This is a genomic window from Kitasatospora sp. NPDC024654 (assembly GCF_055559155.1).
Genome location: NZ_JBVHLF010000117.1, coordinates 1 through 16,793 on the forward strand (window position 1 = coordinate 1; position 16,793 = coordinate 16,793).

Below are 16,793 nucleotides of genomic sequence, written 5' to 3' on the forward strand. Positions count from 1 at the left end.
TCAGGCGTAGAGAACCTCGATCATCTCAAACCAGCACGGGCACCTGTCGCCGTATCAGCCCACCGCTCGCCGGACTACCTGCGGATTCGGGTCAGACCGCACCATCCGGCGATGCCAGTCCGACCAACACTCCATCAGATCTGTATGCCGCGCTTTCTGACGATTCCTTGGCTCCGGTAGGCAATCCACCCGAATGCTTCCACTGGATGCGAGGGGCGCTCTCCAATCGGCGTCACCCGTCCGTGAGCTGTCTGCTGATCGCCGCCTGCGCGGTGCTGGCCGGCGCCCGCTCGTACGCGGCGATCGGCCAGTGGGTCGCATAGGACCCCGCGGCACACCCTCGCCGGACTCGGGGCTCAGGTGTCGGCCACGAGGAGCTCGGCACGGTCCAGCAGGCGCGTCTCACGCCGTCAGCGGTTCCTGACCGCCCGCCAGGTAGCGTCGGCGGAGGCGGGTGAAGGCGGTGGGGCTGGGGCGGTGCGGGAGGAACTCCTTGATCCGCTGCGCGCATTCGCGTGGACTCGCCACGCTGGTGTCGCACTCCAGGTCGTAGTCGCCGTGGGCGTGCACGAGGTCGTACTGGAGCGCCGCGAGGCCTGGCGGGCGGTCGCCCCGGGCGAGCTCGCGGCGGGCCAGTTCGTCCGGCGGGCAGTGGACGCCGACGAACAGTACGCCCTCGGGCCGCAGCACGGTCAGGCAGTCGAGCAGCCGCCATGGTTCGCTCAGCACATGGTCGACCACGACGTCGTTGCCCGCCTCGGCCATGGCCGCGATGGAGCGGTGGAAGCCCGCCCTGGTCCGCCGCAGCGCGGCGTCGAGCTCCTCGGCTCCGAGCTCCCGCTTGCTGCGCATCGCGTTGAAGCCGTCGACCGCCAGGTGGAAGAAGACGCCGTCGTCCAGGATGTCGAGAAGCTCCCGGGCGATGCTCGACTTCCCTGAACTGGAGGTGCCATTGAGGAAGATGATCCGACTGGATGTCATATCGGCATGATCACATGTGGCCAGTCCCGCGTTCAGGGGAATATCAGCGGCCGACAGGGTTCGCGAGAGCTGCGCCTGGCCGCCCGCCGGCCGACTCGTCCCGGCCGGCGCCCGCGAACCGCTCCGCCTGCTGCGGGCCACCGCGCGCTGCTCCAACCTCCCCACGACCGACGGCGTCCACGACCTCCCGTCGCGGACCACCGGATCGGCGCCCTGCCGCCCCACGACTGAACTCCTCCCGCGGTGCGACGGCCGCATCCTCCGGCCAATATGTGCGAAGGTACGCACATATTGGCTATGCTGATCCGGTCACCATCGCCGACCCGCGAGGACGGGACCGATGCTGTCCGTGCTGCGCAACCGTACCTACCGCCACCTGTTCACCGCCCAGGTCGTCGCCCTGATCGGCACCGGACTGGCAACGGTCGCCCTGTCCCTGCTGGCGTACAAGATCGCGGGGAAGAACGCCTCGGCGGTGCTTGGCACCGCCCTGGCGATCAAGATGGTCGCCTACGTGGCGATCGCGCCGATCGCCGGCGCCCTGGCCGGCCGGATCCCCCGGCGGCCCCTGATGGTCACCATGGACCTCACCCGGGCCGGGGGCGCGCTGGCGCTGCCGTTCGTCACCCAGGTCTGGCAGATCTACCTGGCGGTCCTGCTGCTGCAGGCCGCCTCCGCCGCCTTCACCCCGACCTTCCAGGCCACCATCCCCGAAGTGCTGCCCGCCGAACGGGACTACACCCAGGCCCTGTCCATGTCGCGGCTCGCCTACGACCTGGAGTCCCTGTTCTCCCCAGGCCTGGCCGCGCTGCTGCTGACCGTGATCTCCGCCAACTGGCTGTTCACCGGCACCGTGATCGGCTTCCTGGCCTCCGCCGCCCTGGTCGTCTCCGCCGTCCTGCCCAAGCCGAGCCCGGTCGAGCGCGCCGACGGCTTCTACTCGAAGGCGGTGTTCGGCTCCCGGCTGTACTGGGCCACCCCGCGGCTGCGCGCACTGCTCGCGCTCGACCTCGCGGTCGCCGCGGCCGGCGCGATCGTCTTCGTCAACACCGTCGTCGTGGTCCAGACGCACTTCCACCGCTCCGCCGGCGACGTCTCGGTCGCGCTCGGCGCCTACGGGGCCGGCTCCATGATCACTGCCCTGCTGATGCCCCGCCTGCTGCACAAGGTGAACGACCGGACGGCCATGCTGCCCGCCGCGTTCGCACTGCCCGTCGTGCTCGGCGCCACCGCGGCGCTCACCGCCGCCGCCCCCGGCCCCTGGAGCTGGCCCGCCCTGCTGCTCGCCTGGGCGGTGGTCGGCTCGGGCAGCTCGGCGGTCCTCACCCCGGGCGGCCGGGTGGTCCGCCGCTCCGCCGCCGATCCGGACCTGCCCGCCGCCTTCGCCGCCCAGTTCTCCCTCTCCCACTCGTGCTGGCTGCTCACCTACCCGCTGGCCGGCTGGGTCGCGGCCGGAGCCGGCCTACCGGTCACCGCCGTCGTGCTCGGCGTCATCGCACTCGCCTCGGCCACCGGCGCCACGCTGCTCTGGCCGCGCCGCGACCCCGACACGCTGGACCACGTGCACACCGACCTGCCCGTCGGCCACCCCCACCTCGCCGACGCCCACCGCACCGAGACCGGCAGCTGGAGCCACGGCCACCACTACGTCATCGACCGGCACCACCACAGCTGGCCGCACCCCGCGGTGGTGCGCGTGCCAGCTGCCGCCGCGACGAACTGAGCCCGTGCGCTCGAAAAGTCATCGCCGCTGGTCAAGCGGCGTAGCCGTACTCGTCATTGGGGCCGCCGAGGGTCCGGCCGCGCGGTGTTCCCGCGGTTGTCGAAGCCCTGTACGGTGGCGGGTTGTCCACGGGCACCGGGCGGTGGCCGTCTGCGTCCAGCCGTACCCGGGGACGGGTACGCGCCCCGGCAGGGGGTCACGCGGAGGTGTGGCGGGTGATCAGATCCAGCAGGCGAAGTCCGGCCGCGTCCGCCTCCGGGCGGTGTACGGCAACCAGGGTGGTCGTCAAGTAGGGGGACGCTCCTCGTAGCGGGACGAAGGCGAGTCCGGGGATGGGGAATTCGCGGAGGCGTTCCGGGAGGAGGCTGACACCGCCCCCGACGCGCCGCGCCGGATCGTCCCCGAGCCGCTGACCGTGACCGAGCCGATCGTCCGCTTCGAGATCACGCGGATGCCCGACACCACCGGTCTGGGCGACTACACCGAGGCGGGCCAGCTCATCGCCGTCGAACACGAGAACGAGGCGGGCGAGTTCAACCTCGCGATGTACGTGGACAGCGTCCCAGCGATCTCCAGCGGCCGCGAGTTCAGCGCGTACCCGAAGAAGTCCGGTTCCCCCAAGCTCCACGTCGACTCCGACACCCTGGTCGGCATCCTCGACTACGGCACCCTGCGGGTGGCCACCGCCACCATGGGCTACAACCACTACGCCATGGACCCCGCCGAGGCCCGCGCGGAGATCTGCTCTCCCAACTTCATGGTCAAGACCGTCCCCAACTACGACGGCACCCTCCGCATCTGCGAGCTGGTCCGCACCCGGATCACCGACGTCACCATCAAGAGCGCCTTCACCGCCCCGGCGCGCCTGGAGCTCTTCGCCCACGTGATGGCCCCGCTGGCCGACCTGCCCGTCCTGGAGGTCGTCAGCGCCAGCCACATCGTCACCGACCTGAGCCTCAACCCGGTCGAGCCGGTCCACGACTACCTCGCCGCCTGAGACGGCCCCTCGTACGGAAAGGTCCGCGATCACGTCCACCACGTCCGCGCCCACGCTGGACTCCTACCAGCGCGCCGCGATCATCGGCGGCGGCGTCATCGGCGTCTCCTGGGCCGGTCTCTTCCTCGCCCGCGGGCTCGACGTCGTCATCAACGACCCGCGCCCCGACATCGAGGGCCTCGTCCGGGCCGGCCTGGAGGAGATCACCCCCGCCCTGGCCGCACTCGGCCCGCCCACCGAGAACCTCACCGACCGGCTCGGCTTCGAGGCCGACCTGGCCACCGCCGTCGCCGGCACCGACATCGTGCAGGAGAACGGCCCCGAGCGCCTGGAGCAAGCAGCAGATCTGGCGGACCGTCGAGCAGGCCGCCCCGCCCACGCACTGTTGGCCACCTCGACCTCCAGCATCCCGGCCACCACCATCGCCAACGCCATGCGGCAGCCCGAGCGCCTCATCGTCGGCCACCCCTTCAACCCGCCGCACCTCGTGCCGCTGATGGAGGTCGTGCCCGGCACGGAGACCTCCCCCCGGACCGTCCAGCAGGCCAAGGACTTCTACACCGCGCTCGGCAAGAAGCCGCAGGTGCTGGCAAGGAGATCCCCGACTTCGTCGCCAACCGCCTGCAGTCCGCGCTCTTCCGCGAGTGCGTCAACCTCGTTGCCCAGGGCGTGGTGACCGAGCAGGAACTCGACGGCATCGTCACCGCCTCCATCGGCATGCGCTGGGCCGTCGCCGGACCCTTCCGCACCTTCCACCTCGGCGGCGGCCCGGGCGGTCTGCCGCACTTCATCGAGCACCTCGGCCGCGCCATGGAAACCAGCATGTGGCCGGCCCTGGGCAACCCCACCTTCGACGAGGCCACCACCGCCCTGCTGACCGACCAGGCACGCCAACCCTTCGGCGACGGCACCGTCGAGGAACTCGCCGCCGAACGCGACCGCGCGCAGATCGCCCTCATGCGCGCCTTGGGCGAAACGCCGGACTCCGGCATCTGATCCACCCACCGAGACCTGGGAAGCGAAGAAATCATGTCCCTCACCGAAAAGATCACCAAGGCGATCGCCGCCCCGGCCACCGACGACGTCTTCGACGTCCACGCCGAGGCGGCCGAGGTGCTCGCCGGCATCGGACTGAAGCCCGAGGACACCGGCGGAACGATCACCTTCGAGGGCGCCGACGCGGTCGTCCCCAGCACCCTGCGCCTGGGCGCGGCCTCCGGCATCAGCCTGGTCGCCAAGTCCGCCGCCATCGCCGCGCTGTGGAAGGACCGCACCGGCCGCGGCCAGGACATCCACATGGACCTGCGCGTCGGCCCGCACCGCCTCTGCCCCTTCTACGAGCAGAAGTGGGAACTGCTCAACGGCTACACCGGCGGCACCCCGTCCATCATCAACATGGCCTTCGTCAACAACTTCTACCGCACCGCCGACGGCCGCTGGATGATGCCGTTCAACATCCACCCGAACATCAAGGTCGCCGCGCAGAAGCTGCTCGGCGTCGGCGATGTCCCCGAGCAGGTCGCGGCCGCGATCTCCCGATGGAACGCCCTCGAGCTGGAGCGGGCCGGCGCGGAGGCCGGGTGCGTGATGCCCATAGTGTGCACGCCCGGCGAGATCCTGGCCGAGCCCCAGTACACCGAGGTCCTGGCCAACCTGCCGCTGGTGGAGATCACCAAGGTCGGCGACAGCGAGCCTGAGCCGCTCCCCGCCAACCCCACCGCCCCGTTCGACGGCGTGCGCGCGCTCGGCATGGGCCACATCATCGCCGGCGCCGGCGCCGGCCGCGCACTGGCCCTGCACGGCGCGGACGTGCTCAACCTCTGGCGGCCGTACGAGTTGGAGCACGACGTCACCTACCTCACCACCAGCGTGGGCGTGCGCTCCGCCACGGTGAGCCCGTACACGCCGGAGGGCCTTGCCAAGATCCACGAACTCCAGGCCGGCGCCGACGTCTTCTACGCCAACCGCCGCCCCGGCTTCCTCGACTCCATCGGCCTGTCCGGGCAGGAGGCCATCGCCCGCCGCCCCGGCCTGATCCACACCACGGTCTCCCTCAACGGGCTGAGCGGGCCGTGGAAGGACTACTTGGACTTCGACCAGACCGCGGGCGCGCTCACCGGCCTGCTGCACCTGGAGGGCGACGGCGACCAGCCGGCCCTGCCGCCCATCACCGTCGTCAACGACTACCTGGTCTCCTGGTTCCTGACGGCCGGTATCGCCGAGGCGCTGCGCCGCCGGGCGGTGGACGGCGGCAGCTACCGCGTCCACGTCTCGCTCTCCCGGGTCGCCCTGTGGATCCTGTCCATGGGCGTCTTCGACCAGGCCTACGCGCGGCGGATCGCCGGCACCGGCGGGCCGCACGCCTACCCGGACCCGGAACTCTTCACCGCCGAGACCCCCCCTCGGCCACTACCAGGGCATCACCGACCAGGTGCGGACGTCCGGCACCCCCGGCGAGTACCGGCAGATCCTCGTTCCGCGTGGCTCCCAGCGCGCCGAGTGGCTGCCCACCGCCTGACCGTCCGCCCGGCAGCCTCCCCGCCGCGCGCACCCCTTGCAGGACGAGCGGACCTGACGATCCGACAGAAACCGCTTGCCCGGCCCCGTGGCGGAGCCGGGCACAGCGGTTTCCCCCTCCTGCGCAGCTCGAACGAGCGGCGCCGCATCCTCTCCACCTCGCGGCCGCCGTCCGCGAAGAGGACGTCCTCGACCTCCTCGATCGGCAGCCGAGAAATTGACCGCGGTCGGTCACACCATTCCCCGGGCGCGACGGCTGGCATAGGTTGGGGCCCGGCCAGCCCGCCACGGGCCGCCATGGGACTCGATCAAGGCCGGCCACCGCGGCCGGCCTTCGGGAGGGAATCGAACCATGCTTTCTCGCCGCACGTCGCTGCGCACCGCGGTCACCGTCATCGCGGCCGGCACCGCACTCGCGCTGTCCGCTCCCGCCTTCGCCGCCAACGAGGGTGACCACTGGATCTCGACACCCGCCTGCACCGCCGACCAGAAGATCGAACTCCAACCCTACGGCGGTGTCACCCAGGACACCCAGGCCATCGTCCCGACCCGGACCGACGGCCACTGCGAGTTCATCGTCTGGGACAGCGGCTTCATCATCTACGACTCGTTCAGCACCGCCCAGTCCCCCTGGTACCCCGACAGCCCGCCCAACACCATCATGGCCGAGGTCGTCGACCACACCAACGGAGTCACCAGCTGGGGCGTCAACAGCTGACCGGCCGGGGCGTGACACCAGCCAAGCACACACTATGACGATCCATCAGTAGTCTTTCCAGCGGCTGGAATTGGCAGGAGTCAAAGTCAGCGGCGAAGTCGGCGGCGACCGCGGTGGGTCCCGGCAGTCCCCCGGCGGGCAGCGGGCTTCGCGGGTCACACCGGGACGGGACCGCCCATCAGGACGTTCTGGTGGAGGCAGTGGGGCTCCCCAGGTCGACCCGCGCGATCCGGGGTGCCGCGGCAGCCTGGAGCGCCGCCCCGGGCATCGGCCGGCGCGGACGCGAGCGACAGTGCTCCCCGGCCGGTACGAGGCGCCGTGACCTGCTCGTTATCGCTGGGCCGCGTTGGGTCCCCCAAGGGGTCGGCATGTTAGGGTTCGGCGGTTGGAAACCCGTGGAATCACGCGGGTTTCCGGCAGCGCGCCAGGCAGCGAAGCCGGTGGGCCCGTACCATGCGGGCGAGTCCGGCGCTGCCCCGCAACTGTGAGGGCCCCTCCACCGGGGCCCGAGCCAGGTCGCCTCCTGCCGCGCTACGACATCGACCCTCGTGGGATGGGGCGATCCTTCTCTGTCGGCGCGCCTCTGGCACGGTCGGTCACGGATCGGCCTCTTCCCGCCCTCACGGGAGGAAGTGGCGCATGGCGCCCCACCCTGACCGGCTCCGGCCGCTTCGGCGCACGCCGCTCGTCCGCGCCCTGTCCACGGCGACCGCCATCATCGCGGCCACGGCCGTGATAGCCGGCTGCAGCGGCTCCAAGAGTTCCGGCGGCACCGCCGCGTCCGCTTCGTCCTCCGCGTCGTCGGCCGCCGCGTCGTTCCCGGTCACGGTGAGCCCCTCGAACGGCGGCGTCACCATCAAGAGCCAGCCGAAGCACATCGTCTCGCTCTCGCCGACGGCGACCGAGGACCTGTACGCCGTGGGGGCGGGCAAGCAGGTCGTCGCGGTGGACTCGACCTCCAACTACCCCGCCGGTGTGCCGACCTCCACCCTCAGCGGGCTGACCCCGAACATCGAGGCGATCGTCAAGTACAACCCGGACCTGGTCATCGCCTCGCAGGACTCCAACGGGCTGGTCGCCGGACTCACCAAGCTCGGCGTGCCGGTGCTGATCGAGCCCGCGGCGGCGACGCTCGACGACGCCTACCAGCAGATCGACCAGATCGGCCAGGCCTCGGGCCACACCGCGCAGGCCGCGCAGACGGTGTCCGACATGAAGTCGCAGATCGCCGCCACGGTCAAGCAGGCCGGCACCGACCACGCGAACCTGAACTACTACTGGGAGGTGAGCGCCAGTCCCTACTACTCGGCGACCTCCTCGACCTTCGTCGGACAGATCGCCTCCCTGTTCGGCCTGAAGAACATCGCCGACCAGGCGGACAAGGCCTCCGACGGCGGGTACCCCGAGCTGGCCCAGGAGTACATCGTCTCGGCGCAGCCGCAGCTGATCCTCCTCGCGGACAACGGGGCCTCCGACGGCGGGCAGACCCCCGCGATCGTCGCCGCCCGGCCCGGCTGGGCGGGCATCCCGGCGGTGAAGAACAGTCAGGTCATCGGCCTGAACGACGACGTTGCCTCCCGCTGGGGCCCGCGCCTGCCCGAGCTGGTCACGGAGATCGCGCAGGCGGTCGAGAAGGCCTCCGCCCGATGACGCACGGCGGGCAGCAGTGATGAGCGGGAGCCGGTCGCGCACTCGCACCGTACGTGCCTACGGCATCGCGGTGGCCTTCCTGGCCGCCGCGGTGCTCGTCGGCGCCATGGCGGGGGCGGCGGACCTCAACCCGCTCGCGACGGCTGCCGCGCTGCTGGACCGGCTTCCGTTCGTGCACCCGTCCTCGGGGCTCAGCCCGCTGGACCGCGCGGTGCTCTTCCAGATCCGGCTGCCCCGGGTGGTGCTCGGAGCCCTGGTCGGCGGGGCGCTCTCGCTGGCCGGCGCGGGCTACCAGGGCGTGTTCCGCAATCCCCTGGTCGACTCCTCGCTGCTGGGCTCGTCGGCGGGGGCCGGCCTCGGTGCCACGATGGCCATCGTCTACCTGGGCGCCTCGGCGCCGGCGGCCGTACCGGTGGCCGCGTTCGTCGGGTCGCTGGCCGGAGTCGCCGTCGCCTACCTGGCCGGATCCGCGGGCGGGCCGGGCACCTCGACGCTGCTGCTGGGCGGGCTGGCGGTCTCGATGTTCCTGACCGCCGTCCAGACCTACGTGCTGCAGCGCTCCACCCAGGACATCCAGCAGGTCTACTCCTGGCTGCTGGGTTCCCTGTCCGCCGCCACCTGGCACCAGACCGGGCAGATCCTGCCCTACCTGGCGGTCGCCGTCACCGTCGTGCTGCTGCACGGGCGCCACCTCGACGTGCTGTCCGTCGGCGACGAGGAGGCCCGCTCGCTGGGCATGCACCCGGGCCGCACCAGGCTGATCGTCGTGGCCGGCTGCGCGCTGGCCGCCGCGAGCGCCGTGGCGGTGAGCGGGCTGATCGGCTTCGTCGGGATCATCGTGCCGCACGCGGTGCGCCGGCTGGCCGGGTCCTCCTATCGGCTGGTCCTGCCGCTGTCCCTGCTGTTCGGCGCCGGCTTCCTGGTGCTCGCCGACACGCTCGCCCGTACCGTGGTGGCACCGGCCGAGCTGCCCATCGGCGTCGTCACCGCGCTGATCGGCTCACCGGCGTTCGTCTGGATCCTGCGCTCCACCCGCTCGGTGCGCACATGAGCACCGGCACCGAGAACGGGCTCGACGTGGCCGGGCTCGACGTCGACCTGGACCGCACCCCCGTCGTGCGCTCGGTCTCCTGCGCCGTCACCCCGGGCGGCTGGCTGGCGCTGATCGGCCCCAACGGCGCCGGCAAGTCGACCCTGCTGCGCGCGATCGCCGGCCTCCTCCCCCACCGCGGCACGGTCCACGTCCACGGCACCGACGTCGCAGGCCTGCGCACCCGCGAGAGGGCCCGACTGATCGCCTACGTGCCACAGGCGCCCGTCCTGCCGCCGGACATGACGGTCCAGGAGTACGTGCTGCTGGGCCGCACCCCGCACCTCGGCTACCTCGCGACCCCCGGCGAGCACGACCGCCGGGCTGCGGCGAGGACCCTGGGCGCCCTCGACCTCAGCCACTACGCCGACCGCCGCCTGGCCGCGCTCTCCGGCGGTGAACGGCAACGCGCCGCGCTCGCCCGGGCGCTGGCGCAGGAACCCCGGCTGCTGTTGCTCGACGAACCCACCTCCGCGCTGGACCTCGGACACCAGCAGCACGTCCTGGATCTCGTGGACGAGCTGCGCGGCACGCAGCGCCTGACCGTGGTCATCACCCTGCACGACCTGACCACCGCCGCCCAGTACGCCGACCGGCTGGTCCTGCTCGACAAGGGACGGGTCGAGGCGAGCGGCACGCCCGCCGAGGTCATCACCCAGGAGGTGATCGCCCGGGTCTACGCGGCCCGCGTGTCGGTGACCACGGACGCGGGAGGCCGCCCCGTGGTCACCCCGCTGCGCGGCGGCGACCGGACCTGACGCCGCCGACGCCCGCGCCCCGAGCCGGCCCACCGAGCGGTGGGGCCCGTCCGGCCCGTGGGGTGTCCCGTTCGATGGTCGCGAAGCTCCGCGGCCGCCGGGGAGACCTGTGCGCGTCCTTCGTGTCAGGTCGCCTGCCCGGCCAGCCTGCACAGGGTCCGCGCGGCAGGTGATCCGGGATCGGCCGTTATCAGGACGACCTCCTGGTCGTCCTCGGGCACGAGCAGGACGTCGCAGTTCAACCGCAGCGATCCGGCCTCCGGATGGTCCAGGGTCTTGGTGCGGTGCCCGGGCGCGTGGACCGGACGCGCCTGCCAGATCTGCCGGAACTCCTCACTGCCGGCGTGCAGTTCGGCCAGCAGGGCGGCCAGCTGCGGGTCATGCGGGTAGCGGTCCGCGGCCCGGCGCAGCCGCGCCACCACGATGTGCCCGAATTCCTCGGCACTGGAGCTCTCGTACGTCCGCTCCTGGCTCAGGAAGCGGCGCCGGGCCAGGTTCGTCGGCCCGCCTCCAGGGTCGGCGCGGAGCAGTGCCCGGGCCAGGGGGTTCCAGGCGACGACGCCATAGGCCGCGTCAGTGACGATGGCACCGGTCTCCGGCAGCCGCTCCAGCATCCGGGCCACGTGCGGGCGCACCCGCCGCACGGCGCTGGTGCCGGGCGGCGCGCTCGAACCCGCCAGGCGGAACAGGTGGCTGCGCTCGGCCGGCGTGAGCCGTAGCGCGCGGGCCAGCGCGTCCAGGATCCGGGCCGACGGCCGCGGCCCCCGGGCCTGCTCCAGCCGCGTGTAGTAGTCGACCGACATGTGGGCGAGCTCCGCCACCTCTTCGCGGCGCAGACCCGGTGTGCGGCGGGCGGTGCCCGTCGGCGTCAGGCCGATCTCGTGCGGAGTCAGGGCCGCCCGGCGGTCCCGCAGGTAGTGGGCCAGCTCCTGCCGCGCCATGTCGTCTCCTCCCGCTGCCTGGTACAGGCTGTCCCTGGCAGGGCGTCCACGACCGGGGAAGCATGGTCGCCATGAACGAACGCACAGCTCTGGTCACCGGTGCCAACAAGGGCATCGGCCAGCATATCGCCCGACTGCTCGCCGCCGAGGGCCTCACCGTGTACGTGGGCTCCCGCGACCCCGGGCGCGGGCAGCGGGCCGTCGAGGAGATCGGCGCCGGGGCCCGCCTGCTGGTCCTCGACGTGACGGATCCCGGCGGCATCGCACGGGCCGCGGCTCAGGTGGACCGCCTGGACGTGCTGGTCAACAACGCCGGCATCTCACCGTCACTCGCCCCGCCGGCCGACACCGGCGTCGAGGAGTACCGGCGCACGTACGAGACCAACGTGTTCGGGGTGGTGGCGGTGACCAACGCCTTCCTGCCCGCCCTGCGCCGGTCCCCGCGCCCGCGCATCGTCAACATCTCCAGTGGCACCGCGTCGCTGACCTGGAGTACCAACCCCAACCCCCAGTTCACGCCGGGAAGCGGTGGCGCCGCCGCGTACCGGTCCTCCAAGGCCGCCCTCAACGCCCTCACCGTCCTCTACGCCCAGACGCTGGCCGAGGACGGCTTCAAGGTCAACGCGCTCGCCCCCGGCCTGCGGGCCACCGATCTCAACCCCCTGGCCGCCGCTGCCGGCGGCGACCCGGCCGAGGCGGCGCGGGGTGCCCTCCGCCTGGCCCTGCTGCCGGACGACGGCCCCACCGGTGGGTTCTTCTCCTGGGACGGAACGCCCGTGCCCTGGTGATCGGTCACGGGCGGCGCCGGGGACGGGCGTCCCAGCGGTGGGTGGTCCAGGCTCGGCGGATCGGACCACGGATCGTCGAGACCTGGCCATGGACCCGGAGGACGGATGCCGGGCACGGTTCCTGGTCCGAGACCGACTCGGCGCGTCTCAGGTGTGTCGGTCTCCTTCGTCCGGCTTGCCGGTGAGGGCCGGATGGTCGGGGGTCAGGTACTCGCCGGAGAGGTGGTCGGCGGCGCCGGCGGCGAGGAGGAGGGCGCCGTGGGTGCTCAGGTCGGTCGGGGTGGTTCGGCCCGCGGCGTGTTCGCGCAGGTACCAGCGTTGGATCCGCTCGTCCCAGGTGTCCGGTTCGGGGTGACCGTCGAGCTGGCGGGTGGCCATGCCGATGGTGAGCAGGCCCGGGTGGTACGCGAAGGCAGGCACGCCGTGCGGGCGCAGTTCGGCGGCCAGGTTCTCGGTGAACTTGGTCACCGCCGCCTTGGAGACCGAGTAGGCCGACATGTGCGGCCAGCGGTGCCGGCCGGCGTTGCTGGCGATGGTGATGATCCGTCCGCCGCGCTCGATCAGCTGCGGCACGAAGGCGTGGCAGGTGAGGAAGGTGCCGCGGACGTTGGCTTCCTGGGCGGACCACCACTCGTCGGGGTCGTTCTCCCAGGCGGGCCCGCACGGCCCGGGCGCTCCGGCGTTGGCCACCAGGACGTCCACGCCTCCCCAGTCGGAGCGCAGCCGCGCCGCCAGCTCACGCAGTGCGGTGTGGTCGGTGCTGTCGACGACGTCGGTGCGCAGCTCGCCGCGCGGGGCGAGCGCGGTGTGCACCTCGGCGAGCGCGGCCCGGTCGCGGCCGGTGACGGCGACCCGGGCGCCGTGCTCGAGGAAGGCCTCGGCCAGCGCCCGTCCCAGGCCGCGCGAGCCGCCGGTGACCAGCACGGTCCGCCCGGTGAGCTCGGGCCGCCGGTCGGCGGTCGGCCCCGGGCGCGGGACGGGCGGCGTGGGACCCGGCGTGAGGGCGGGTACGAGCAGGCGGCGCAGCGGCTTGCCGGAGGCGGTCCGCTCGATCCGCGGCACCTCCACCACCCGTCGCGGCTTCTTCTGGACGGGCAACCGGTCGGCGACGAACTCCTGTATCTCAGCGGCGAGTTCCGACGTGAGTCGGACCCCGGTGGCCGGCACCACGCAGGCCACCGGGAGCTGGCCGGCCCGCGGGTCGGGCACCGGGACCAGGGCGGCGTCGGCCACGGCCGGGTGGTCGTGCAGCACCGCCTCGACCTCGGTGGGGGAGATCTGGTGGCCGTTGTACTTGATGATGTCCTTCAGGCGGTCGACCACGTGGAGGCAGCCGTCCGCGTCGATCTGGGCCAGGTCGCCGGTGGCCAACCATCCCTCGGCGTCGGTGCTCCGGACCAGCCGGCCGCTCTCGTCCAGGTAGCCCTCGGCCACCTGCGGGCCGCGCAGCAGGAGTTCACCCACGCCCTCCGCCCAGCCGGCCGCTTCGCCGTGGCCCGACGGGCCGTCGGCCTGCCCGGTCGGCCGGACCACCCGGTACTCGGTGCCGGGCACCGGATGCCCGCTGGAGCCGGGGCGGGGAGCCGCGTCGCGCCGGGTGAAGTGGCAGGTGTTGACCTCGGTGAGGCCGTAGGCGCCGTCCACCCGCACGCCGAGCGCCCGCTCGCAACGCGCCGCGGTCCCGGCCGCCAGCGGGGCGCCGCCGCTGAGTACCTGCTCGAGGCTGCCGAGCTCCCAGGGTCCCCCGCCGGGCCGCTGCGCCCGCTCCGCGTGTTCGGCCAGGTCGTGCACCATCGGCGGCACGGCGTGCAGCAGGGTGATCCCGTGCTCGCCGACCGCGCGCAGCGCCGCCGCGGCGTCCCAGCGCGGCAGCAGCACCACGCTCGCGCCGGACAGCAGCGCGTGGTTGAGGATGTACTGCATCCCGAAGAGGTGGCTGAACGGCAGCACCCCGAGCAGCACGTCGTCCGGTCGCAGCGGCTGGGCGGCGGCCAGCTGGACCAGGCCGGCCACCACGTTGCGGTGGGTGACGGCGACCGGCTTGGGGCTGCCGGTGGTGCCCGAGGACCAGGGCAGCAGCGCGAGCCCGGCCGGTGTCGCCGGGACCTCGGCACGGGCGGCGTCGAGGTGTCCGAGCCGAGCCGCCGGGCCGGTCAGCAGCCGCCGAGCGCCGATCAGCGCACCCTGCCGGGTGAGTTCGGGCCCGGGGGTGCGGTGGCCGACCGGGCTGACCACGGCGCCCGCGGCGAGCAGCCCCAGCAGCCCGGCGGCGAAGTCGACGCCGTTGGGCAGGCTGAGCAGCACCCGCTCCCCCGGGGTCACCCCGGCGCGGCGGTACTCGGCCGCGGCGGTCAGGGCTCGCTCCCGGAGCTCCTGGTGGGTCCACCGCTCGCCGGTGGCCGCGTCGACCAGCGCGGTGCGCTGCCCGGCGCCGGGCGGCAGGCGCAGCAGCAAATCGGCGAGCGTGAGGTCGGGTATTTCGGGAATCTCGGGCGAGGGCGGGGCGGACGGCACGGCGGGCTCCGGGGAGACGGGCGGGTGGGTGGTCAGACGCTGGGCGGGGAGGCCGCCGGCCGGCGCCGGGCCTGCAGCAGGCTGCCGTCCAGTGGCAGGCCGTGCACCGACACCAGGTCGAACCCGGCGGCGTCCAGCAGCTGTCGGTAGTGCTCGGCGGTGCGCTCCCGGCCGCCCACGTTGCACAGCATGTGCAGGTCCCAGGCGACCGCCAGGGCGGCCCGGCCGTCGCTCGGCAGCAGGCGCTCCACCAGCAGCAGCCGGGCGCCGGGGCGGATGCTCGACGCGCAGTGGCGCAGGATGGCCAAGCACCGCGCGTCGTCCCAGTCGTGCAGCACCCGGGAGAGCAGGTAGACGTCGCCACCGGTCGGTACGTCCCGGGTGAAGTCGCCGGCCGCCAGCTCGCAGCGGTCCGCGCAACCAGCCTCGGTCAGGTGCCTGCGGGCCCGGTCCAGCACGTGGGCCCGTTCGAGGAGGACGCCGCGCAGGTGGGGTGCGTGGTTCAGGACGCGGCCGAGCAACTCGCCGTTGCCGCCGGCGATGTCCACCACCACGCGGGCCTCGCCGAGATCGGCCAGTTCGGGGACGGGCTCGAACATCGGCGCGCTGGCGGCCATCGCCGTGTCGAACAGCTCGGCCAGGGCCGGGCGTTCGGCGAAGTAGTCGAAGTGGCCCTGGCCGAAGAGGTGCGCGAAGCCCTCCCGCCCAGTGCGCACGGCGTGGGCCAGCGCGCCGAAGGACTGGTAGAACGGCCCGCCGTAGAGCAGGGCGAGCGGGCGCAGCGAGTGCGGGGCGGTGCGGCGCAGCGGTTCGCCGGTCGCGGTGAGGGTGTAGGCCTCGCCCGGGTGGCCGTCCGCCGCGCGGCCGCCCGCGGTGTCCTCGCTCGGCGCCACCACGCCCACGGCCGCGAGGTGGCGCAGCAGCCGGGCCAGCGCGTCGGGGTCGACGGCGAGTTGCTCGGCCAGCTCACCGACCCGGCCGGGCAACCGGTCGGGCAGGCCCAGTTCGGCGGCCACCGCGATCGCCTGGGTGGTCCAGGCGCCGGTCATCAGCTCCAGCAGCCGCTTGGCCGGCTCGTCCGTGGTGTGCTCAGGCTCGTCCGCGGAGCGCTCCGGGTGCGCGAGGTGCGCGGCGAGCACTGCGTGGTGGTGACCGGGCACCCGCAGCTCCAGCCGGCGGTACCGGTCCAGGCGGGTCGCGCCGGCGCTGCGGAAGTACAGCACCGTGCAGTCCTCCAGCGCGTTGTGGCCACCGCCGTCGGGGGACAGCCCGCCCGGGCCGGTCAGCAGAGCGCCGAGTCCGGCCAGGAGCACGGCGTCCCGGGTGCCGACCTCCAGCGCCAGGTGCGGCTCGTTGCGCTCGGTCCGCTCCCGCTCGGCTATTCGCTCCAGCGGCGAGCCCGGTGGCACCGGCAGCACGAAGAGCTCGACCATCCGGGCGTCGCCCTCGCCCGCCGGGAGACGGACGTGCACGATCGCCACGTCCAACTCCACCGCGGGCACGCCGTGGCGCGCGCTCAGCCGGTCCCGGACCACCACGCTCGGCACCGGCCCGGCGACGGTCAGTCCTGCCGCCCGCAGGCCGGTGATCAGCTGTTCGCGCGAGGCCGGGAAGACCAGGGCGGCCGCGTGGGCCAGGGCGCAGTGGGTGGATATCGAGGCCCGCTGGTGCTCGTCGAGCCCAGGGAGCAGGCCCGTCAGAACCGCGGCGGTGTCCGCGTGTTGGACGAAGGCGAGGGCCTCGTCGAGTGCCGCTTGATCGGCCTGGTCGAGCCCAGCGGTCCAGTCGAGCCGGACTGCCATGTCAACTCCCCTTGATCGACTGTCTTGCACAAGCATTCATGACTGATGCTTGATCAGATGATCGATAATAGGCGCGACTTGACGTTCGAATGGTAACCGGGTCGAAGTTCGGCCGATCAGGTGCGGATTCCTTCTGGAAACCGACGGCCCTCCGTGGCCGGCTGTGGGCACCGCCGATCCGTTCCGCGGCGAGCCGGCCTGATCGGTGACGATGGACGACTGTGCTTCCCCTCGTAGCGTGGAGTCGTGACCCGATAAGGAGTTGAGGGTGGGGAAGCGACGTACGTACGACGCCGAGTTCCGGGATGGGGCCG

General features: G+C 72.8%; 12 protein-coding genes and 2 pseudogenes. 10 read left to right on the forward strand and 4 right to left on the reverse strand.

Translation table 11 applies throughout. The features are described from left to right. Positions 1-402: 402 nt before the first annotated feature. Positions 403-981: a chloramphenicol phosphotransferase CPT family protein gene (locus ACZ38L_RS35200; RefSeq protein WP_465701346.1), complete on the reverse strand. Its 579-nt coding sequence runs from the start codon at positions 979-981 to the stop codon at positions 403-405. 340 nt (positions 982-1,321) lie between these two features. Between ACZ38L_RS35200 and ACZ38L_RS35205 the strand changes: the two genes are divergently transcribed. The 9 genes and pseudogenes from ACZ38L_RS35205 to ACZ38L_RS35245 all read left to right on the forward strand — a co-directional run. Beyond that, positions 1,322-2,704: an MFS transporter gene (locus tag ACZ38L_RS35205; protein ID WP_465701350.1), complete on the forward strand. Its 1,383-nt coding sequence runs from the start codon at positions 1,322-1,324 to the stop codon at positions 2,702-2,704. A 370-nt stretch (positions 2,705-3,074) separates the two neighbouring features. After that, a pseudogene (locus ACZ38L_RS35210) lies at positions 3,075-3,701 on the forward strand (acetoacetate decarboxylase); the annotation flags it as partial. Between the two features lie 97 nt (positions 3,702-3,798). Then, positions 3,799-4,377: a 3-hydroxyacyl-CoA dehydrogenase family protein gene (locus tag ACZ38L_RS35215; protein ID WP_465701371.1), complete on the forward strand. Its 579-nt coding sequence runs from the start codon at positions 3,799-3,801 to the stop codon at positions 4,375-4,377. Next, entirely contained in the window at positions 4,323-4,697 is a 375-nt protein-coding gene (locus tag ACZ38L_RS35220) for a 3-hydroxyacyl-CoA dehydrogenase family protein (RefSeq protein WP_465701373.1), read from the forward strand. Before ACZ38L_RS35215 ends, ACZ38L_RS35220 begins: the two co-directional genes overlap by 55 nt. Positions 4,698-4,730: 33 nt before the next feature. After that, entirely contained in the window at positions 4,731-6,671 is a 1,941-nt protein-coding gene (locus ACZ38L_RS35225; protein ID WP_465701352.1) for a CoA transferase, read from the forward strand. Continuing rightward, the gene (locus ACZ38L_RS35230) at positions 6,571-6,936 is read left to right on the forward strand and encodes a hypothetical protein (protein ID WP_465701355.1); all 366 of its coding nucleotides are present in this window, start codon (positions 6,571-6,573) and stop codon (positions 6,934-6,936) included. Before ACZ38L_RS35225 ends, ACZ38L_RS35230 begins: the two co-directional genes overlap by 101 nt. A gap of 639 nt (positions 6,937-7,575) precedes the next feature. Continuing rightward, the gene (locus ACZ38L_RS35235) at positions 7,576-8,586 is read left to right on the forward strand and encodes an ABC transporter substrate-binding protein (protein WP_465701357.1); all 1,011 of its coding nucleotides are present in this window, start codon (positions 7,576-7,578) and stop codon (positions 8,584-8,586) included. A 19-nt stretch (positions 8,587-8,605) separates the two neighbouring features. Continuing rightward, the gene (locus ACZ38L_RS35240) at positions 8,606-9,637 is read left to right on the forward strand and encodes a FecCD family ABC transporter permease (protein ID WP_465701360.1); all 1,032 of its coding nucleotides are present in this window, start codon (positions 8,606-8,608) and stop codon (positions 9,635-9,637) included. After that, positions 9,634-10,158: pseudogene (locus tag ACZ38L_RS35245) on the forward strand (ABC transporter ATP-binding protein); the annotation flags it as partial. The gene ACZ38L_RS35240 and the pseudogene ACZ38L_RS35245, both read left to right, overlap by 4 nt. 401 nt (positions 10,159-10,559) lie before the next feature. Here ACZ38L_RS35245 and ACZ38L_RS35250 read toward each other — a convergent pair. Then, a complete protein-coding gene (locus tag ACZ38L_RS35250; protein WP_465701363.1) occupies positions 10,560-11,375 on the reverse strand; it encodes a helix-turn-helix transcriptional regulator in 816 nt (271 codons plus the stop codon). A 71-nt stretch (positions 11,376-11,446) separates the two neighbouring features. Here ACZ38L_RS35250 and ACZ38L_RS35255 point away from each other — a divergent pair, with 71 nt between their 5' ends. After that, a complete protein-coding gene (locus tag ACZ38L_RS35255; protein ID WP_465701365.1) occupies positions 11,447-12,163 on the forward strand; it encodes an SDR family oxidoreductase in 717 nt (238 codons plus the stop codon). Between the two features lie 147 nt (positions 12,164-12,310). On the opposite strand, the gene ACZ38L_RS35260 is transcribed toward ACZ38L_RS35255, so the two are convergent. Next, a complete protein-coding gene (locus tag ACZ38L_RS35260) occupies positions 12,311-14,677 on the reverse strand; it encodes an SDR family NAD(P)-dependent oxidoreductase (protein WP_465701367.1) in 2,367 nt (788 codons plus the stop codon). 32 nt (positions 14,678-14,709) lie between these two features. Beyond that, a complete protein-coding gene (locus ACZ38L_RS35265) occupies positions 14,710-16,479 on the reverse strand; it encodes a methyltransferase (RefSeq protein ID WP_465701369.1) in 1,770 nt (589 codons plus the stop codon). Between the last annotated feature and the right edge of the window lie 314 nt (positions 16,480-16,793).